Origin of the sequence: Aminithiophilus ramosus, assembly GCF_018069705.1 — a bacterium.
GTDB lineage: Bacteria > Synergistota > Synergistia > Synergistales > Aminithiophilaceae > Aminithiophilus > Aminithiophilus ramosus.
Genome location: NZ_CP072943.1, coordinates 343,867 through 364,177, shown reverse-complemented (window position 1 = coordinate 364,177; position 20,311 = coordinate 343,867). Strand labels below are relative to the sequence as shown.

General features: G+C 59.8%; 18 protein-coding genes. 9 read left to right on the top strand and 9 right to left on the bottom strand.

Going from position 1 to position 20,311, the window contains the following annotated elements; genetic code table 11:
• Positions 1-63: 63 nt before the first annotated feature.
• On the bottom strand, positions 64-846 hold the full coding sequence (locus KAR29_RS01450) for a MetQ/NlpA family ABC transporter substrate-binding protein (protein ID WP_274373885.1): 783 nt from the start codon (positions 844-846) through the stop codon (positions 64-66).
• Between the two features lie 883 nt (positions 847-1,729).
• Between KAR29_RS01450 and KAR29_RS01445 the strand changes: the two genes are divergently transcribed.
• Genes KAR29_RS01445 through KAR29_RS01410 form a run of 8 tightly spaced genes read left to right on the top strand, consistent with a single transcriptional unit; the run spans position 1,730 to position 10,345 of the window.
• Positions 1,730-2,554, top strand: a complete 825-nt coding sequence (locus KAR29_RS01445) for an IclR family transcriptional regulator (protein WP_274373884.1) — start codon at positions 1,730-1,732, stop codon at positions 2,552-2,554.
• A 33-nt stretch (positions 2,555-2,587) separates the two neighbouring features.
• The gene (locus KAR29_RS01440; protein WP_274373883.1) at positions 2,588-3,787 is read left to right on the top strand and encodes a M20 family metallopeptidase; all 1,200 of its coding nucleotides are present in this window, start codon (positions 2,588-2,590) and stop codon (positions 3,785-3,787) included.
• Between the two features lie 16 nt (positions 3,788-3,803).
• Positions 3,804-4,973 carry a dipeptidase gene (locus KAR29_RS01435; protein WP_274373882.1) on the top strand — a complete coding sequence of 390 codons (1,170 nt, stop codon included), beginning with the start codon at positions 3,804-3,806 and terminating at the stop codon, positions 4,971-4,973.
• A 1-nt stretch (position 4,974) separates the two neighbouring features.
• A complete protein-coding gene (locus tag KAR29_RS01430) occupies positions 4,975-5,946 on the top strand; it encodes an ABC transporter permease (protein WP_274373881.1) in 972 nt (323 codons plus the stop codon).
• The gene (locus KAR29_RS01425) at positions 5,943-6,842 is read left to right on the top strand and encodes an ABC transporter permease (RefSeq protein WP_274373880.1); all 900 of its coding nucleotides are present in this window, start codon (positions 5,943-5,945) and stop codon (positions 6,840-6,842) included. The genes KAR29_RS01430 and KAR29_RS01425 overlap by 4 nt, the downstream gene beginning before the upstream one ends.
• Positions 6,843-6,853: 11 nt before the next feature.
• Entirely contained in the window at positions 6,854-7,840 is a 987-nt protein-coding gene (locus KAR29_RS01420) for an ABC transporter ATP-binding protein (protein ID WP_274373879.1), read from the top strand.
• Positions 7,830-8,813 (top strand): ABC transporter ATP-binding protein, encoded by a 984-nt coding sequence (locus KAR29_RS01415; protein ID WP_274373878.1) that lies wholly within the window; start codon positions 7,830-7,832, stop codon positions 8,811-8,813. The genes KAR29_RS01420 and KAR29_RS01415 overlap by 11 nt, the downstream gene beginning before the upstream one ends.
• A 35-nt stretch (positions 8,814-8,848) precedes the next feature.
• Positions 8,849-10,345, top strand: a complete 1,497-nt coding sequence (locus tag KAR29_RS01410; RefSeq protein ID WP_274373877.1) for an ABC transporter substrate-binding protein — start codon at positions 8,849-8,851, stop codon at positions 10,343-10,345.
• Positions 10,346-10,434: 89 nt separating this feature from the next.
• On the opposite strand, the gene KAR29_RS01405 is transcribed toward KAR29_RS01410, so the two are convergent.
• The 6 genes from KAR29_RS01405 to KAR29_RS01380 all read right to left on the bottom strand — a co-directional run bounded on the left by KAR29_RS01405 (position 10,435) and on the right by KAR29_RS01380 (position 16,717).
• On the bottom strand, positions 10,435-11,232 hold the full coding sequence (locus KAR29_RS01405; protein WP_274373876.1) for a class I SAM-dependent methyltransferase: 798 nt from the start codon (positions 11,230-11,232) through the stop codon (positions 10,435-10,437).
• A gap of 99 nt (positions 11,233-11,331) precedes the next feature.
• Positions 11,332-11,709, bottom strand: a complete 378-nt coding sequence (locus tag KAR29_RS01400; RefSeq protein ID WP_274373875.1) for a GNAT family N-acetyltransferase — start codon at positions 11,707-11,709, stop codon at positions 11,332-11,334.
• 271 nt (positions 11,710-11,980) lie between these two features.
• Positions 11,981-12,535: a GNAT family N-acetyltransferase gene (locus KAR29_RS01395; protein WP_274373874.1), complete on the bottom strand. Its 555-nt coding sequence runs from the start codon at positions 12,533-12,535 to the stop codon at positions 11,981-11,983.
• A 119-nt stretch (positions 12,536-12,654) separates the two neighbouring features.
• A complete protein-coding gene (locus KAR29_RS01390; protein WP_274373873.1) occupies positions 12,655-13,803 on the bottom strand; it encodes a DUF697 domain-containing protein in 1,149 nt (382 codons plus the stop codon).
• Positions 13,804-13,843: 40 nt separating this feature from the next.
• The gene (locus KAR29_RS01385) at positions 13,844-15,187 is read right to left on the bottom strand and encodes a YcjX family protein (RefSeq protein WP_274373872.1); all 1,344 of its coding nucleotides are present in this window, start codon (positions 15,185-15,187) and stop codon (positions 13,844-13,846) included.
• A 6-nt stretch (positions 15,188-15,193) separates the two neighbouring features.
• Positions 15,194-16,717 (bottom strand): sensor domain-containing diguanylate cyclase, encoded by a 1,524-nt coding sequence (locus KAR29_RS01380; RefSeq protein WP_274373871.1) that lies wholly within the window; start codon positions 16,715-16,717, stop codon positions 15,194-15,196.
• Between the two features lie 226 nt (positions 16,718-16,943).
• Here KAR29_RS01380 and KAR29_RS01375 point away from each other — a divergent pair, with 226 nt between their 5' ends.
• Entirely contained in the window at positions 16,944-18,155 is a 1,212-nt protein-coding gene (locus KAR29_RS01375) for a dicarboxylate/amino acid:cation symporter (RefSeq protein WP_274373870.1), read from the top strand.
• Between the two features lie 68 nt (positions 18,156-18,223).
• Here the strand turns inward: KAR29_RS01375 and KAR29_RS01370 are convergent, their stop codons facing one another.
• Together KAR29_RS01370 and KAR29_RS01365 are read right to left on the bottom strand one after the other, a co-directional pair.
• On the bottom strand, positions 18,224-19,516 hold the full coding sequence (locus tag KAR29_RS01370) for an MATE family efflux transporter (RefSeq protein WP_274373869.1): 1,293 nt from the start codon (positions 19,514-19,516) through the stop codon (positions 18,224-18,226).
• A 31-nt stretch (positions 19,517-19,547) separates the two neighbouring features.
• Complete coding sequence (locus tag KAR29_RS01365; RefSeq protein WP_274373868.1) at positions 19,548-20,009, bottom strand: MarR family winged helix-turn-helix transcriptional regulator; 462 nt, start codon at positions 20,007-20,009, stop codon at positions 19,548-19,550.
• Between the last annotated feature and the right edge of the window lie 302 nt (positions 20,010-20,311).

Sequence of the window (20,311 nt, the reverse complement as noted above, 5' to 3'; positions counted from 1 at the left end):
GCGGAAATCCGCCTCGGGCCTCCTCTTGGTCTGTCTCTTGTCGCCTGCCCTTCTCTTTCGGGCCTAGAAGGCCGGGACGATGCCCTTGGGAACGAGCTTTTCCTCGATGAACGCCTTGACCTCCGGCGAGGTGGCGGCCTTGACCAGGGCCCGGACGGCGGGCGTCTCGACGCTTTCGGCCCTTACGGCGACGACGTTGGCATAGGGCGAATCGCCGCTTTCGATGAGAAGGGCGTCCTTCGAGGGGATCAGCCCCGCCTCGGAGGCGAAGTTGGTGTTGATGACGGCGGCCGTGACGTCCTTCAGGGTGCGGGGAAGCTGGGCGGCGTCGAGTTCGATGAACTTGAGGTTTTTGGGATTCTCCACGACGTCCAAGGCCGTGACGAGTTCCCCTTCTTTGACCTTGATGAGGCCGTTGGCCTCGAGAAGCCGAAGGGCCCGGGCGCAGTTGGTGCCGTCATTGGGAATGGCGATGGAGTCGCCCTTCTTCAGATCCCGATAGTCTTTGATCTTTTCGGAGTAGAGGCCCAGGGGTTCGATGTGGATCTTGGCCACCCAGACGAGATCGAAGCCCTTTTCGGCGCAGGTGTTCTCCAGGTAGGGGACATGCTGGAAGAAGTTGGCGTCCAGGCTCCCCTCGGCCAGGGCGCTGTTGGGCGTCACGTAATCGCTGAATTCCCTGATGACCAGCTCGTAGCCCTCCTTCGCCAGAAGACCTTTGACGACCTCCATGATCTCCCCGTGAGGGAAGGGCGTGACGCCGATGGTGATCTTCTCGGGCGCCGCCGCGAGGGCCGTCGTGGAAAGCAGCAGGGTGACGCACAGGGCGGACAGGAATCGTCTCATTTCCATCGCTCCTCCTGGATGTCGTTTCTCTTTCGGCCGCGAGACCCCGTAAGCCCCTCGGCACATCGGAGGGGGAACCACCTCCCCCGTGATGGCAATTCGTCGCCTCTTTTTCCCTACCGATCGACCAGCCCCTTCCTCTTTCCCTCACGGCGCCCTTTGTCCCCGGAAGAGGGGCACAAAAAAGGGCCGGACCCCCAAAAAGGGTCCGGCCCGGCATGGCTGCGGGATGCCTCAGGCACCCACCATTCCAGGAGAGGACCCTCGCGGCATCATGCACATCATCATGGCCTTGTCGGCGCCGTTCGTGACGTTACAGATCATCGTGAGGTCCTCCTTCCCGGCTGTCTTTCGGCCCAGAGGCCGAATCGTTCGCCACATGTTATACGTTCTCCGTCGGTCCTGTCAAGGATCGACGCGCCCGAATCGCCAGGCCCGAGCAGGGCGGAACCCGTCGGGACCACCGAGTCGGGGACCCTCATGACCCCATCGGTGCGGATTCGAGACAATTTTTTCATCCCTCAAAGCGTCTCCTTGTCGGGCCGATGACGTTTCTTCTTTTTCGTCCGCGGAACGGCGCCTCCCGGACTCAACGGAGCGGGACGCCCGCCTCGCCCACGGCCACGACGGGGAGCGGGGCCATCCCGTCTGAGGCTTCGATCACGGTCGGGATGGCCACGCGCCCTGTCGCGACCGCCATCCCCCGTCGGCCTGACGACGCGATATCCGCCGAGTCGAGGGGCATCTCTCGAATCGGCGCGAACTCGGCCCCCTCTACAAGGGAACCGATCGAGGCGCTCGCGGTTTTCGAAATTGCGCGACTAAGGCCTATTGACAAATGGATTGCGCAACTGTATACTCAATCTGTTCCTCTTGCAAAAACATGGTTCTGCCCATCAGAACAACCATAGAAGGTGATCGCGTGCCGACGGGCCGGAAGTCGAAAGAATCGGAAAAGCAACTCGAAACGCTGACAAAGGGTCTTCAGGTTCTGGACTGTCTGCAGGGCAGACCGGAAATGACGCTGACGGAGATCGCGTCCGAGCTGGGGCTATACAAGTCGCGCGTCATGCGGCTTTGCGGCACGCTCGCCCACATGGGCTACCTGATTTTCGACGATCACAGGCGCGTCTACCGGCTGGGGCCGCGCGTTCTCTCGCTTGGCAGGGTCTACGAGAACACGAACCCCTTCATCCCGATGATCCGCCCCTCGATGGAATACTTATACAATCGATTAAACCGCACGGTCTCGTTCGCCATCCTGCACGGGATGAAGCAGCTCTGCGCCTATCGCATCAGCGAGCACCAGAGCTTTGTCGAGCCGTCCGCCTATCAGGAAACGGCGCTTTACGTGGGTGCCTCGAGCAGGATACTCCTCGCGTTCGCCTCGAATAACTTCCGCGAGGCCTTTTTCTCCGGCGAAGAGGGCTATCCCGCCTTGACGCCGAACACGATAACGAGCCGGGAGGAACTCCTCAAGGCCGTGATGCAGGCCCAGCGGGACGGTTACGCCATCACGGCCGACGAGCGCGTCATGGGCTCGGTCGGCATCGCGGCACCGGTCCTGCAGTATTCCGGCATCCTCGTCGGCAGCATGTCCATCTCCGGGAACAAAGACGGTTTCAGCGACGATTTTATCCGTGAGTGTCTGAACAGCCTGCTGCACGAAACGAGTGAACTATCCAAAAAATTCGGATACACGGGCTGAGGCTTTCCCGTGCCCTCATTCGGAGGTGTGTTGATGGAGTTGAACGACGCAAAGGCCGCGATCGAAGCCCATATCGATAGCCTCGCGCCCTGCCTGGCGAAAATGAGCGATGCGCTCTTCGACCATCCGGAGCTCGGCTTCCGGGAATTTTATGCCTGCAAGCTCCTCACGGACGCCTTGCGGTCGCGGGGCTTCGAGGTCGAAACGCCGTATGCCGGGCTCGAGACGGCATTTCGCGCCGTATGGCGCAACGGAACGGGAGGCCCCAACATAGGCCTTCTCTGCGAGTACGACGCGCTGCCGATGGGACACGGCTGCTCGCACCACCTGCAGGGGCCGAGCTGCATCGGCGCCGCGGTCGCGCTCAAGGAGAGGCTGATCGATGTCCCCTATACCGTAGAGGTAATCGGCACCCCGGCGGAGGAGATCGAAGACGGCGGCAAGACCTCCATGCTCGCGAACGGGGCCTTCCGTCACCACGACATCGTTCTGATGATGCACGGCGGCAATGCCTGCACGACCGACATCAAGTCGATGGCCCTTTCCGACTTCCGCGTCACCTACAGCGGCGTCTCCTCCCACTCCGCCATCGCGCCGGACAAGGGGCGCAGTGCCCTGGAAGCGCTGATGCTCGCCTCGAACGGCATCGCCTACCTGCGGGGACACGTGCTCGACGACACGAGAATGGCGATGATCGTGGAGGAAGGGGGAAGCGCGGTCAACGCCATCGTGGACCGCGCGGTCGCCCGCATCGAGTTGCGCTCGTACAACCGGGACTACCTGGACCAGGTCATCGCGCGCGTGGAAAACATTCTCCAGGGCGCGGCCCTGATGACGGAGACGACCTTCGACATCGTCAAGATCGGCGAGATGCACAGCAAGATTCCCGTCCTCTCGCTCAACGACATGCTCATGAAAAACGCGCGGCACATCGGTGCACGACAGATCGGTGAACCGCGCAGAAAGACCGGGGCGACGGATTTCGCCTCCGTCATGCGGCTCGTTCCCGGGTCGTGCATCCGTACGGCCTTTGTCCCGAAAGGAACACCCTCTCACAGCCAGGCCTATCTCGATGCGGGCAAAAGCGCGGACGCCCATCGGGCGCTCGCGGAGGCGGCGAAAATCCTCTCACTGACCGGCGTGGACCTGATCTGCGAGCCCGAGAACCTGCGGACGGTCAAGGCGGACTTCGCCGATGCCATGGAGCGCGAGAGGACCGGCCGGGAGGACTGACGAGGAGCGATGTGAGATGAACGTTCCGACGAAACGCGCGTACAGGGGGTACCGATCCTTCGACTATCTCGGCGACGCAAAACCGACGAAGATCCGTCTGTCGCAGGAGACGGAACGGGTCCCGTGGAACCTCGTCCCGCTGACGGACGAGCAGGAAGCCCGCCTGGAACACCTTCTCGAAAACAGCCCGGTCATCAGCCTGCATGACCATCTGCGCGTGTTGCCCGCGGATATCTCAGGACTGAGCGAGTACTACGCATCGGGCAGGATCGCGACCGGTTACGACGGTGTCGCACACTCGCCGCTCGACGCCCTCTTCGGCAACCAGGTCTTCAGGGGCGCCTCCTGGGAGGAGACCGTCGCGGAACTCGGCATGAGAAGCTGCGACGCGATGCATTCGGCGTTCCTCGTCAAGGCGAGCGACGTCGGCGATATCGATCGCGCCAAGGAGAGGGGGCAGGTCGCCTGGTTTCCGATGATCGAGCACGTGAGCTGTATCGGCGACGATCTGGACCGTCTCGATATCCTCTACGGCCTCGGCGTGCGGATGGCGGGGCTCGTGTTCAGCCAGTCGAACGCCGTCGGCGGAGGCCTCTCGGAGAAAAGCGACGGCGGCCTGACGGCCTTCGGCGAGCGGGTCGTTCACCGGATGAACGACCTCGGCCTGCCGATCGATCTCTCGCACGCGGGAGACGTCACGACCAAGGAGGCGATAGAGCTGAGCAGAAAGCCCGTCACGATCGGGCACTCGGGTGCCCGTGCCCTGTGGAGAACGAAGCGGATGAAACCTGACGACGTGATCAAGGCCTGCGCCGACAAGGGCGGCCTTTTCGGCATCGAGACGGCACCGCACACGACGATGTCCCACTCCCATCCGGAGCACGACCTGGACGCCGTCATGGAGCATTTCGAATACATCAAGGATCTCGTCGGCATCGATCATGTCACGTTCGGCCCCGACACGATGTTCGGTGATCACGTCGGGCTGCACCGTTTCTGCGCCGACGCCTACGGCGATGATGGCGGAGAGACGTTCGTCGAGAGCGCCTACGTTTCGGGGTGCGAGAACCCGGCGGAGGTCTGGTGGAACATTCCGCGATGGCTTGTCGCGCACGGCTACTCCGACGCGGACATCGCGAAGGTGATCGGCGGCAACGCCCTACGGTTCCTGAAAGAGACGTTCTGACATGTGGCGATACATCCTCAAACGCTGCCTCATGACCCTGCCTGTGTTGGTCGGTGCGACATTCATGGTTTTCACGATCATGCACTTCGCCCCCGGAGACCCGGCGCGAATCATCCTCGGCGCCGACGCGACCGAGGCGGCCCTCGAGTCGCTGCGCGACGAACTGGGCATCAACGATTCCTTTCTCGTCCGCTACGGCAAGTACATGGCGAATCTCGTCCGCGGCGACATGGGAACGTCCTACCGCAACGGACAGCCCGTGACCGCGCTGATCATGGGGCGTCTCGACAACACGATCTCGCTGGCGGTGGCGGGCATCCTCTTCGCGGTCATCGTCGGGATCCCCGTCGGCATCCTGTCGGCGATCAAGCAGTACTCGGCCCTCGACAACGTGACGATGTTCATCACGCTGTTCCTGACGGCGATGCCGACGTTCTGGCTCGCGCTGATCTTGGTCATCGTCTTCTCCGTCAACTTCGGCTGGTTCCCGGCCTCAGGCATGGGGCGTACGTTCGGGGCCTTCTGGATGAGCCTCGTCCTGCCGACGCTGACTCTGGGCTCGGGATTCGCCGCCCTCATCGCGCGCACGACGCGCGCGTCGGTACTCGACGTCGTGCGCCAGGACTACATCGACATGGCGCGAGCCAAAGGGCTGTCGGAAAACACCGTCATCTGGCGACACATGCTGAAAAACGCTCTCATCCCCATCGTCACGGTCATAGGGCTCAACTTCGGCGTGCTGCTCGGAGGGTCGGTCCTCACCGAGTCGATCTTCTCCTGGCCCGGCGTCGGTCGTTTCGTCGTCGAGTCCATTTCCTTCAAGGACACGCCCGCGGTACTCGGGTGCGTCGTGACGCTCGCGATCTTGTTTACCCTCGTCAACCTCATCGTCGATCTCCTCTACGCCTTCCTCGACCCGAGGATCAAATCGCAGTACCGGAGCGCCTGGGCCAGGGGAGGTGCATCGAAATGAGCTTGAAGACGCCTCCTGCCGCAAGCCGGGCCCGGACGCCTTTCGAACAGTCGCTCAGGCAGTTTCTGAAAAACAGAATGGCCGTCGCCGGTCTCGTCACGGTGCTCCTGCTCTTCGGCGTGGCGGTCGCCACCATCGCGATCGACGTCGCGACCGGCAAGGCCTTCTACAACGAACACATCATCGAGCAGGATCTGATGAATCGCCTGGCGAAGCCGAGCATGAAGCATCTCTTCGGCTGTGACGAGTTCGGCCGCGACCTCTTGCTGCGCATCCTCTGGGGGACGAAATACTCGCTTTTCATCGGTATCGGAGCGATCGTCCTGTCCCTCCTTCTGGGCGCGCCCTTCGGCATGATCGCAGGCTATTACGGCGGGCGGATCGACAATCTCATCATGCGTTTCATGGACGTCATCCTCGCCGTGCCGTTCATGCTGCTCGCCATGGCGATCGTGGCCGCGCTCGGGACGAGCACCCTGAATCTGCTCGTAGCCCTCTCCGTCTCCGGCATCGCCCGTTTCGCCCGCATCGCCCGAGCCTCCGTCATGACCGTCAAGGACAGCGAGTTCGTCGAGGCGGCGCGTGCCATCGGCGCGGGGGACGCCGAGATCCTCGTCCGATACATTCTTCCGAACGCCCTTTCGCCGAACCTCGTGCAGGTGTCGCTCGGCGTCGGCAACTCCATCCTGATGGTGGCTGGCCTTTCCTACCTCGGCCTCGGCGTGCAGCCGCCTCACCCCGAGTGGGGGACGATCCTCACGTCGGCGAAGATCTATATGCGCGACGCGTGGCACATCTCGGTCTTCCCCGGCGCGTTCCTCGTGATCGCCGTCATCGCGTTCAACCTCTTCGGCGACGGTCTGCGCGACGCACTCGACCCGAAGCTGAAGAAGTAGGGGGCACAGAGATGGACAACCTTCTCGAAATCAAGGGTCTACGGGTCGCCTTCCACACGGACGACGGCACGGTGCACGCCCTGAACGACGTCGACCTGGAGCTGGGCGACGGAGAGACGCTGGGTCTCGTCGGCGAGACGGGCGCCGGGAAGACGACGCTCGCAAGAAGCATCATGCGCCTCATCCCCTCGCCGCCGGGCGTCATCGAAGCGGGGGAAATCTTCTTCGAGGGTCGAGACCTCGTCGGCGCCGATATCTCGGAAATGCTGGGCATCCGGGGAAACCGCATTTCGATGATCTTCCAGGACCCGATGTCGGCCCTGAATCCCGTCATCACGATCGGCGACCAGATCGCGGAGGTCATCGGCGTGCACCAGAAGGTCTCGCACAAAGAGGCGTGGGAGCGCGCGCTCCTGATGCTCGGCACGGTCGGCATCTCCGCCGACAGGGCTGGAGACTACCCTCATCAGTTCTCCGGCGGGATGAAACAGCGCGTCGTCATAGCCATCGCGCTCGCCTGCAACCCGACACTCCTCATCGCCGACGAGCCGACGACCGCGCTCGACGTGACCATCCAGGCACAGGTGCTGGAGATGATGGCGGACCTCAAGAAGAAATTGGGCACCGCGACGATTCTCATCACCCACGATCTCGGGATCGTGGCGCAGATGTGCGAGAACGTCGCCATCCTCTACGCCGGAGAGATCGTCGAGGCCGGAACGGTGCACGACATTTTCAAGAGAACGCTCCATCCCTACACGGAGGGGTTGCTCGCCGCGATCCCGAAGATCAACGAGAACGTGACGCGCCTTCGGCCGATCGACGGGCTCATGCCCGACCCGATGGCGCTGCCGGAGGGATGCGCCTTCCGCGAACGCTGCACGTACGCAACCGACCTCTGTCGGACGGCGCGTCCGGCGCTTTCGGTGACGGAGGGCCGCCACAAGGTCCGCTGTTTTCACCCGATCCTGAAGGGGGGCGCCTCGTATGGGCAATAACCTCATCGAAAAAAACGGCGTCCTCCTCGAGGTCCGCAACCTCAAGAAATATTTCGACACCCCCCGAGGTCCGCTCCAGGCCGTCGACGATGTGTCCTTTTCCATCGAACGGGGACAGACACTGGGCATCGTCGGCGAGTCCGGCTGCGGCAAGTCGACGCTCGGCCGCACGATCCTGCGCCTGCACGAGGCGACAAGCGGCGAAATCCTCTTCGAGGGAGAGAGCATCCTCGGCTACGACGCGAAGCGCCTCAAAAAACTCCGCACCGAGATGCAGATTATTTTCCAGGACCCGTACTCGTCCCTGAACCCGAGGATGACGGTGAGCCAGGCGATCGCCGCTCCCCTGATCCTGCAGGGACTGTACAGAAGGGACGACAGGACGGGCATAGAGACGCGCGTCGAGGAACTGATGGACCTCGTCGGCCTCGCCAAGCGCCTCGTCAACTCCTATCCCCACGAGCTCGACGGCGGACGACGCCAGCGGATCGGCATCGCCCGCGCGCTGTCACTCAAGCCGAAGTTCATCGTCTGCGACGAGCCGGTCTCCGCGCTCGACGTCTCGATCCAGGCACAGGTACTGAACCTCATGCAGGACCTGCAGGCCGATCTGGGCCTGACCTACATGTTCATCACCCACGACCTCTCGGTCATCAAGCATATCTCGGACAACATCGTCGTCATGTACCTCGGACAGGTCGTCGAACGCGCGCGCCCGAACGTCCTCTTCGAGCGCCCCCTGCATCCCTACACGAAGGCCCTGCTCTCCGCCATTCCGATCCCGGACCCGGACGTGAAGCAGGAAAAACTCATCCTGAAGGGCGAGATCAGCTCTCCCGTCAACATGGGGACGGCATGCCGATTCGTCAGGCGCTGTCCGAGCTGCACGGAGGCATGCCGCACCTGGGACTACCGCGAGATCGAAACCGAACCCGGCCATTTCGTGTCCTGCCGGCTCTATGGGGCTCAATAGCCTCGAATCATCACAGATAGGGGAGGAGTATTCGCATGAAGAAGTACCTGCTGTCATTCGTCACCGTCGTCGCCCTGTTCGGGGTCACGTGCGCGGGCGCCGCCGCCGCGTACAAAGACGAGATCGTCTACTGTCAGGGGAACGACCTGACGACCATGGACATCTCCATCGGCATCCAGGAGCGCGCCTGCGCGTTGACCAACAACATGTTCGACTCGCTCTTCACCTTCGACGAGGACATGAACGTCATCTGCGACCTCGCCGAGAGCTACCGGTGGCTCGACGACACGTCGCTCGAGGTGAAGATCAAAAAAGGCATCACGTTCCACAACGGCGCCGCAATGACGCCGGAGGACGTCGCCTTCTCCATGGACCACATCAACGAGCGCGGCTCCCTCTTCGCAGGCAATTACGTCGGAACGGACATCGTCGACGACGCGACCGTCGTCATCCGTCTGAAGGCTCCGAACCCTCCGCTCGTCAACCTGCTCGCCGTCCCTTACGCCGCCGTGCTGCCGAAGGACGTCTACACGGCGGACCCGAAGGCCTTCGCGCAGAAGCCGGTCGGCACCGGCCCCTACAAACTGAAGGAGTTCAAAGAGGGCGACTACTACACGCTTGAACGCTTCGACGATTACCGCGGCACGCCCGCCAAGACAAAACTCCTGACGCTCCGAATCGTGCCGGAAGCCGCACAGCGCCTCATCCTTCTCGAGACGGGCGAGGTCGACGTGGCGTACGAGATCCCCGCGAGCAGCGTTTCCCGCATCGAAGGGGACAGAAACCTCAAAATCATCACGAGCGACTCGATGAAGATCGTCACGCTGAACCTGAACAGCGGCTCCAGCGGCCCGCTCGGCAACAGGCTCGTCCGCAAGGCCATCCAGAGCGCGATCGACAAGCAGATCATCATCGACGCCTTCCTCTACGGCTACGGCAAGGCCGTGAACTCGACCATCCCCGAAAGCGCCAAGGAGTACGCCGTACAGGAGGACTACCGATACGACCCGGAGGCAGCCAAAAAGCTCCTCGCCGAGGCCGGCTATCCCGACGGTTTCAAGATGACGATCTGGACGGATTCGAACCAGACGAACACGGAGATTTCGCAGGTCCTGCAGAACCAGCTCTCAAAGGTCGGCATCGATCTCTCGATCGTCGTGCAAGATCCGAACACGACCTTTTCGCGCCTCAAGGCCGGCGACGATTTCGACATGATCCTGGACTTCTTCAACCTCGTCTCGGCCCACGCGGATCAGGTGTACAAGAGGCTGCTCTATTCGACGTCGAGCAGCAACTGGTCGAACTACAAAAACCCGGAGTACGATGCGGCCTATGACCTGTACGCCGGCACGCCCGAGGGCGAACGGCGCGACGAGCGCCGCGCCGCGGTGAACGACTTCTTCATCAAGGACGTCCCGATCATCGCTCTCTACAACGAGACGAAGATCATCGGCGCCGCCAAGACCCTCGAGGGCTTCCGCACGAGCCGTATCGGCTCGCACGAATATCACGAGGCAACGATCGAGAAGTAGACAGGGCATCGATAACGATTCGGTCCGTACGTCTATGGCCCGGCCTTTCGGCCGGGCCATAGACGTACGGATTCGGCTACGGGCAGATCCTAGGCTTTTGAATTTCGATCGGTTGCTTTTCGAGAAACAATCATCGCAGAACATATCATGTCGTTTTCGATGACGTTATATTCTTCTTTTTGTTTTTTAATATAATTCTCAAACATATTTCGTTTCTCAGGATGCAACTCAATTAATTCGTTGCATCTTTTCTCGATAAATTGATATTCTTTCTCGTGCTTTAGTGAATAATCTTTTTGATTCCAAATATATTCTCTCTTTATTTCCATCCCTGAATCATCTATGTCTCCCATTATATCACTTCTTCTTTTCATAAATCCATTATCACACTCACAATTATCTTTTATATATCCATCATCGAGCACAATTATTCCTTCCGTTGCCAATACAGGCTTTAACTTCTCCATGGTTTCAACATGATTTCCAAATACTGATCCGATAGATCCTAGAATTATGACATCATATTCAGACAAACAAGCTACTTCTTCTCTGATATCCCCCACAACAAAGACGCATTTGCTTAAATTCTTTTCCGTAGCAAGATTTCTTGCATATTGAATAAATTCAGGAACCCCATCAATTCCTACGCACTCACAACGAAGCTCTTCTGAGAGTTTACAGAGCACGGAACCCTTTCCGCAGCCAAGATCAAGAATTTTTAATTCATCATGACACTTAATATTTTCAACTACTATTTTCAGAATATCTTCAGCGGATGAACCCATTTCTACGAAATCTTGCAAAATATAAGGCAAATAGTAAACCAATTCCAGATTATCACAATCCATAGCCCTGGCAATGCTTTCATTAAGGGTTTTATTATCCATTTGTCCTCCATCTGATGTTATAAATTATTTCTTATCCGATGAATACAATAGCGTAGAAATCGCCTGACATAAAACATTAAAAAATTTAAATCCAAGTTTCTATTTTAATAATTTTTCCATAAATTTAGTCCCTATTATTGGATTTTCTGTGTATTGTTCTATTTCATAAAAACCAAAATTTTTATATAGTTCTTGGGCAGTTTTCATTTTCGGCAATGTATCTAGTCTTATTTTAATATAATTCATATTTTTTGCTTTCATTATTATTTTCTCTACTAATGCCTTGCCGATCCCTTTTCCCTTATATTCATTGCTTACATATAACCTCTTCATTTCACACGTGTCATTATCTATTTTCCTCAATCCAACACATCCAATTGCCATATTATCCACTTTTGCCACTAAAAAGGCTCTATTAGGTTTTATGTATTTGCCAGGGAAATTATCTAGCTCGTAATCAATGCCTTGAAACGACAAGTCAATGTTTATCCACTTTATATATTGCTATATAAGATTTTTGACAAAAAATATGTCCGATTCGTCAAGATCGTCTATCACAAAGCTATTTATGCTTTTCATTTTTACACATCCTTTCGGAATAAAAAATCTACACATCATAGACATTAACTATAAAATAGAATCAGAGGTAGCCATATATCGCGCCACCCAAGACATAAAACATTCATTAACATTTATGCACATAATATGCATAAAAATTCTGTAAACTTGGCGCGATTGCTATATTAAATTATTTTGCAAGCTTAACCAGTTCTTCCCTTAACAAACCATAGCTTATCGAGTCATAATATTCACCATTTACGATTCTAGCTTTTCTATATACCGCTTCTCTAGTCATGCCTATTTTTTCTGCTAATTTTATCATGCCGAAATTCCCAGACCATGTTGACAAGCCTATTCTTATTATTTCAGGGTGCTCATCAAATACCATATCTATCCATTTTTTCAATATATTAATTCCATATCCTTTTCCCCAATTGAACTTATCAAATATAACTATTCCAATTTCCATCCAATATGTTTCTCTTGACTTCCAATACCAATTCACTTCTCCAACTAGTTTGTCACTGTCCTTGAACACAATTACCCTTTTATCATCCATTGGACTCGTGATGCCATTTTTTAGTTTTTTACGAATATTCTCAATATTAATTCTCAAATCTTCGTCATTATCTCTCTTGTAATATGGACCATTCAATTCATTGTGTTCATGACATGATTTTTTCCAATAAAAATACGAATCTAAATCTCTAATTTCAATATTACGAATATCGAAAATATCCATCGTCAATTTACCTCGCAAAATAGTTTTTATGATTAATAAAATATCATTGAAGTGGACGCTCAACTCGACGCCAAGGACATCCCTCCACAAAGACCGGCACTTGTGCCCAAGAAGCAGAGTCAGCGCACCGGCTGGAGAAGGCCGATGATCCTCTTGCCCAGACGCCAGAGGAGGAGGGCATTGAGGCTCGCCTCGGCCGCCCTGGCGCTGAGGGCCTTGCCCAGGGTGCCCGTGAGGGCACCGAGCCCTTCGTCGGCCGCCTCGGCAGAGCCGAGGAAGGTGTCGGCCGCCTTTTCCGTCGCCTCTCCGGCCAGGCCGCTCAGGTAGGTGTGAACGATGCTGCGGCCCAGGACGAGGGCCGTCTGCCCGGCGGCGGGACGCAGGTTGTAGAGGACGAAGAGGTCTTTGGCCATGGCCGTGCAGCCGAAGAGGACGACGGCCTGATCGACGATGCCGACGGGAGAGGCCGCCGTGCCGACGGCCACCCGCCTGGCGTGGCTTTTGACGCGGGCCTCGGCGGCCTCGTCGAGGAGCTTCTGAAAACCTCGCATGAAGTCGTCGATCCAGTCGGCGGCCTTGAGGGGGCGGCTCTCGTCGAGAAGGCGACGTCGCTGCTCCTCGAGACGGGACAAAACCGACTCGGGAAGGCCCGCCGCCAGGAGCCGCCTTCGCCCCCTCCCTTCCAGGGGAAAGGTCTTCAGGTAGGCCCGGAGCTTCCTGCGGGCCTCTTCTTCCCTGTGACGGGCTACCTGCCGGAGATCGCGCCGTTCGGCAAGGGCGCGGAGGGCCTGAAGACGTATGCGAGGGGCCCGGTGCAGGCGGAAGAGGGTCCGAAGAAGGGCGACGAAGGCGACGACGAGGACGGAGCCGAAAAGAAGGGCAAAAGCGACGGCCGGATAGAGGTAGGCACGGGGCAGAGCGGCCAGGTCGGCCAGAAAACGGACGGCCTGGGTGGTCACGAAGAGGCCCAGCAGGGCCTCGACGACAACGAGAATCCCCATGGCCAGGTTCCTCAGCGAACGGGGCAGGAGCCAGCCTTCGTCCTCTTCGAGGTCGGCCAGGATCTCTTCGGCCTCCCGGGCCGCCTCGTCGTCGCGGGCCCTTCCGTGGGCCTCCGTCTCTTCGGTCGAAAGCGTCCGGGCGTGGAGCGCCTCGAATTCGGGGACGCCCAGCCCCGAGTCTCCCTCGCGACGGACGAAGGCCTTGCCCTCCCGCACCGGTCCGGCCAGGGGATCTCCGAGATGATCGTGCCCCGCGTCTTGGGTCATGGCTTTTCTTCCTTTCGCGGCCCCTGGGGGCCTTTCGGTATCACTGGAACAGAAAGTGGACGATCCGGTCCAGTCCCAGGTGAGGCGGCGGGTTCTGAAGGTTGCGCGCCACGTCGGGAGACAGGGCCTGAAAGGGGTAGGCACCGGCCGGCCAGTCGTCGGGCCAGGTCTCGGGAAGGGAGGGAACGTCGAACTCCTTTTCCAGCCCCTCGGGGTTGCCGTAGGCAGGGCGCCCGACGAGACACCCCGGCGCACCGCGGCGGGTGGAGCGGACGGCGCTGGCGGCGAACCATCCGAAGCGGACCTCGGGCAACATCGCCCGGATTCGGGCCGTCATCTGGCGCAGGAGGGATTCGAGACGTCCCGAGGCGATGTCGTCGGGATCGACGAGGTCGGCCTTGGAGGCGACGAAGGCCACCTTCTTCAGCCTTCCCCGCCCCAGGGTGAGAAGCCTTCGTATCCGGGCCCCCAGAGAGGAATCGGGGCGGAGGACGTCGAATAGGTCGAGGACGATTTGCCTGGTGTCGTTGTAGCGGCCCACGCCGCCGGCCAGGATGGAGGGGATGTCGACGAGGACGATCAGGACCTCGGAGGTGCCGATCTCGCGGAAGAGGGGAAGGACCCGTTCCGTCCGGTAGGCCCCGTAGCGGACGGCCATGAGGTCCGCCCCGGCCAGGCTCGCGCGGATCTGAGCCGGCAGGGGGGCGAAGGGCGCCCCATCGAGGCCGCAGAGTCGCGTCCGGGCCAGCTCCTCGACGGGGACCTTGGGGGCTCTCCTCCCCCTCTCGTCGAGGAGGAAGATCGACGGCGCGATGAGGGGGCGGTACCCGTGGATGAGCCGGGCCAGCGTTTCCCTGTAGGTCAGGGCGACCCGCCCGAGCGGCTCGGGCCCTCCGTCACCCCGCTCCAGCTCCCGGAGGAGGCTGAAATAGGGGGCCACGGCCTCGGCATAATCGGAGTGGCTGCAAAAGTGGTCGAGCATGTGATCGGACCACCGACCGTAGTCGTCGAAGGAGGCGATGGCTCCGTCGGCGATCCGCTCGCCGGGAAAATCGAAGAAGTCGAGACGACGCCGTGAAAGGGCGAGGCCTCGTTTCAGCCGGTCCAGCAGAGTCCCGGAACCTTCGAGGTCGATCTCGCAGCTGTAGCGATGACAGTCGACGGTCTTTTCCGGCCAGATCCCCCGCCGAGCCAGGGCGTCGCGGTGCCGGTCCAGGGGGAAGGGCGCACAGTCCCTGCCGCGAACGGGCCTTTCTCGAAAGCGGACGCCCCCCTCCCGGACGGGAAAAAGCTGCCCCGACTCGATTTCCATCAGGTGCCAGAGAAGGGAGGTGAGGAAAACCGTCTTCCCTCCTCCGGCGACGCCCGTAAGGCTGATCTTCATTTCTCTTCAGCTCGATTCTGCCGGGTCGTCATCGTTGACGACGGCACGATTTCCGCCCTCTTTCTTGGCCCGATAGAGGCCTTCGTCGGCCCGTCTGACGGCGTCGGCGAAGCTGTCGTCATCGGCCCGAAAACAGGCGATGCCCATGGAGACGGTAACCGACAGGGAAGCGCCCCCGACGGGGCGACGGACCGCGGCCAGGGACCGGAGAAGCTCCCGTGCCAGGGATGGGACGTTCTCCGGACGGAGCCCCCTGCAGAGAAGGAGAAACTCGTCGCCGCCCCAACGGTAGACGGAATCGGTCTGCCTCAAGGTTCCGCGGAGGGTCTCGACGATGCCCCGGAGAACGATGTCGCCGCCGTCGTGACCGTAGCCGTCGTTGACCGCCTTGAAGCGATCCACGTCGAAGAGCATCACGGCCGGGGCGCCGGCTCCCCTCCGAAAGGCCTCGAACTCCCCTGCCAGATCCCGCTCGGCGGCCCGGCGGGAGCAGGCCCCGGTGAGGGCGTCTTCGTTGACTTCCGCTTCCAGGAGCCGACGGTCCTTCCGGTGGAACCGCCGTTCCCCGAGGAGGAGCAGGGCCTGACTCGAGACAAGAAGGCCCACGAGGAGGGAGAGAAAAAGCAGGCCGAGACGGGCGGCGACGTGACGGCTCTCCTCCGTCGTCTGTTTGGTGAAAGCCTCCATGTCGTCGAGGTGGATGCCGAAGGCGACGATCCAGTTGTAGGGGCGATAGAGCTTGGCGTAGGCGAGCTTCTCCGAGATTGTATCGCTGTTTTTCTTTTTGAAGAAATAGGAGAAGAAAAGCTCGCCCTTCTCCCGCACCCCTTCGAGCTCGGCCAGATAGGGAAGATTGCCCCGGACGTCCTCCATGGACGTCGAGAGGAGCATTCCCTCCGTCTCGGGCAGGTTGGGATGGATTCTCCTGACGGCGTAGCCGTCGCCGCCCCCGTAGTCGAGCACCTCGTTCACCCAGAGATAGGAGTCGAAGGGAAACGTCGACCGATGGATCTCGTCGGCGATGAAGGCCTGCACCCTCCCGTCGAGGGCCTCAGCGGTGACGCCGAAGAAGGCCTCGTAAGGGCCGAAACGTTGCCTTCGCCCGACGGCGAAGGCGCCCTCATCGCCCTCCCCGAAAGGCTCGTCGGAAAAGACGCCGGCCCGGAAGAGGACCCTCCCCGTCTCGACCTCGCGGAGAACCGCCGTCCAGAGATCGCCGTGAAAGAGGCCTTTGAAGATGGCGAGAGCCCGTTCCTCGTCCAGGTCGGACCAGGCCGAGAGCGCCGCAGCAGCCTGGTCGGCCCTGCGGTTCCAGCGGGCGCGCTCCTCCATCCGGCAGGTCTCGATCCGGTCGATCTGGTTTTCCACGGTGGCCTTAAGAAATCGGTTCTGCAGATGCACAACGGCCTCGCGGGCGTTGCGACCGTGGACCGCACCGACTCTGGCGTTGAAACTGAGGAAGAAAAGGACCAGAAGGCCACAGTTGACGGCGATCACGACAGGGCCCATGAGGCGGAGATTGCTTTTCATCGTCGGCTCCTTGCGACAAAAAAGTCGGCCCTCCCATGCCGGAAAAGCACGGAGCAGCCTTTGCGGTTTTTGAAACGGGTCCATTATAACATCGGCCACGTTCTTCTCTTCAGGCCGTCTCGAGCGCTGGACATAGAGGGCAAATTTAGGTTATAATTAACTTGAAAGTTCATCGTGTCCTATTTTTTAATCATATGTCGGATTGAAGAAAAGGAGGAAGATCACCATGACAGAAACGAGGAAAAAGGTACCCCTGATCTGGAAAATCACTGTCGGCTTTATCCTGGGCGTCCTGGCCGGAGCCCTTTTGGGCCCCAAAGTCGCCGTCGTGGAACCGATTGGGAAAATCTTCATCACCCTTCTGCAGATGCTCATCGTGCCTCTCGTCTTTTCCAGCCTCGTCGTCGGCGTCGCCTCCCTGGGAGACCCCAAGGCCCTGGGGCGGATCGGCGTGAAGACGGTGCTGCTTTACATGGTGACGACGGCCCTGGCCATCGTCATCGGCCTTGCCATGGGCCACCTCATCCAGCCCGGCGCGGGCATGGCCATTGAGGGCGCCATAGCCGCCGAGGGGAAGTCCGCCCCGGCGCTGAAAGACGTCGTCATCGGCATGTTTCCCTCCAATCCCATCCAATCCCTGGCCCAGGGACACATGCTGCAGATCATCGTCTTCGCCCTCTTCTTCGGCATCGCCGCCGTCCTGGCCGGAGAGAAGGGCAAGCCCGTCCTGGCCGTGATGGACGCCATCGCCGAGACGATGTACAAGGTCACGGCCCTCGTCATGGCCTTCGCCCCCTACGGCGTCTTCGCCCTCATCGCCGTCACCGTCTCGCGCTACGGTCTTTCCGTCATGGCCCCCTTCGCCAAGGTCATCGGCGCCGTCTACCTCGGCTGCCTCCTCCACGCCGTGGTCGTCTATTCGGGCCTCGTCTCCCTGATGACGCGCAAAACGCCCGTCTGGTTCTTCCGGGGCATCCAGGAGGCGAGCCTGACGGCCTTCGTCACCCGTTCCAGCTCGGCCACCCTGCCCGTGACGATGCGCTGCAGCCAGGACAACCTGGGCGTCTCGGAGAAGATCACCTCCTTCGTCCTGCCCCTGGGCGCGACGATCAACATGGACGGCACGGCCCTCTACCAGGGCGTCTGCGCCCTCTTCATCGCCCAGGCCTTCGGCATCGACCTCTCTCTGGGAGCCCAGGCGGGCATCATCGTCACCGCCACCCTGGCCTCGGTGGGCACGGCCGGAGTCCCCGGAGCGGGCCTGATCATGCTCACTCTCGTCGTCACCCAGGCGGGCCTGCCCATGGAGGGCGTGGCCCTTCTAGCAGGCATCGACGCCGTCCTCGACATGGCCCGGACGGCCCTGAACATCACCGGCGACGCCTGCGTGGCCACCGTCGTGGCCCGCACCGAGGGGGAGCTGAACCACGGAGCTTGAGTTCCCTTCGAACTGTCAGTCGGATAGGCAGGGGGAATTCCCCAAGGGCGGCGCAAGGGCATCAGAGGTTAACCCGCCAGGGAACGGATCCCGAAGTAAAACGAGATGGCCGTGATGAGGGCCGAAAGGCCGTCGGCGAAGGGGGCGGCGTAGAGGATGCCGTCGATGCCCCATTGCCGTGAGAAAAGAAGGATCGCCGGAACGAGAAGAAAGCCCTGCCTCGCGAGAGTCAGCACGATGGCCGATCCGGGTCGGCCTATGGCCTGGAAGAAGTTCGCCCCCAGGACCTGAAACCCGACGACGGGCAGACACCAGAACCACACCCTGATCGCCGTGACTCCGAAACGCACGAGATCGGGCTCCCGATTGAAGATGGAGATGATCTGGACGGGAAACAGTCGCGTCAAGACCCATCCGATCAGGGCGTAGAGGGTCGCTGCCGTAATGGCCAACCTTTCCGTCTCCCTGATCCGGTCATGCCGCCTCGCCCCGAAATTGAAGCTGACGATGGTCCGTACGCCCTGATCGAGCCCGATGATCGGCATGAGAATGAGGGTCTGGACGCTGTTGATGACGCCCATGACGGAGACGGCGATGTCGCCGCCATGGAGAAGCAGGCTCCTGTTCACGACGACGCCGAGGATGCTGTTGCTGATCTGCAGGGCGAACGAGGGAAGGCCGAGGAGCAGGATGTTCTGAACCATGGCGGGACGGAGCCTCATGTATTTCCATCGGATTCGGCTCTGGCTGCGCCGATTCAGAAAATAGAAGAGGATCCAGGTCATGGAGGCGCCTTGAGCCAGGATGGTGGCAAGGGCCGCTCCGGTTATGCCCATTTTCAGTCCGTAGATGAAGAGCGCGTCCAGCACGATGTTGGTCCCTGCTCCCATGAACATGGTGATCATGGCGAGTTTGGGCTGCCCGTCGGCGCGCAGGAAGTTGTTCAGCCCCATGCTGGTCACCTGGAAGATGGCCCCGAAGAAGATGACCCTCATGTAGGCGGCCGAATAGGGGAGGATGACGTCGCTGGCGCCGAAGAGCTGCAGGAGGGGAGAGAGAAAGACCTGTCCAAGAAGCAGGAAGATCGTGCCGCCCACCAGAAGGAGCGAAAAACCATTTCCCAGAACCTCGAGGGCCTGCTCGTTTTTCCCCTCCCCCAACTTGATGGAAAAGAGCGTCGCCCCCCCGACGCCGATCATCAGGGCGATGGACTGAAGGGCGATCATGATCGGAAAGCCGATGGTGATACCGGCCAACCCGTGAGCTCCGAGGCCGGGCGCGTTGCCGATGAAGACCCGGTCCACCACGTTGTATAAGGCGTTGACGACCATTCCCACGATGGCGGGGAACGAAAACCTCACCAGCAGAGCCGACACCCTGTCCGTTCCCAGGCTATCCGTTTTTCTCATCATCCACCTTGTCCAATTCCCGCAGATCGGCGGTCGACGCCTTGCGGGCCATCTCTTCGAGGAGGCGGAACAGGACCGTCAGGGACTCCTCACCGAAGTCCTCGGTCAGGAAACGGGTCCACCGTTGCAGCACTTCTCCGATTTCCTCTTTCTGGCGCAGGGCCCGGGCCGTCAGAAGGATCCGGTTTGCCCGTCGGTCCGACGGATCCTTCTCCTTCGTGAGAAATCCCTTGTCGACCAGCGATTGAACGGTTCTGGCCGTGGAAGCCTTGTCGATGGACAGGAAACAGGAGAGATCTTCCTGAGAGACGCCGTCATTCCCGAAGAGACAGGACAGGACGGGCAGCTCCGAAGCGGTGAGCCCGAAGGGTTTGAGGGCCCCGTTCAAATAGACCTGCTGCTTCCGGTACAGGATCGAAACCAGACGACCGACGCTTCCGTTCATACCGTTCCCTCCCGCAAATCGTTGACGTGACAACCATTCTAGCCCTCAATAGTTGTCACGTCAACTTTTTGCGACCCGTTGCCTCCTTTCGGCATGGGAGGAACGCGCACCCGGAAGAGAGACACGGGCCTCGCCTCCGAGATGGGAAGAGGGCCCCTTCCGGGGGGACGCGAGAATCGCCCCCCCGGAAGGACCTCCCCTCTGCCTCACCCCCTCGAACGGAACCGTCCTTGACGGCGCGGGGACGGCATGGGACCGTCAAGAGGTGCCAAGAAAAATTAGACGTCCCTGAAAAATCATTT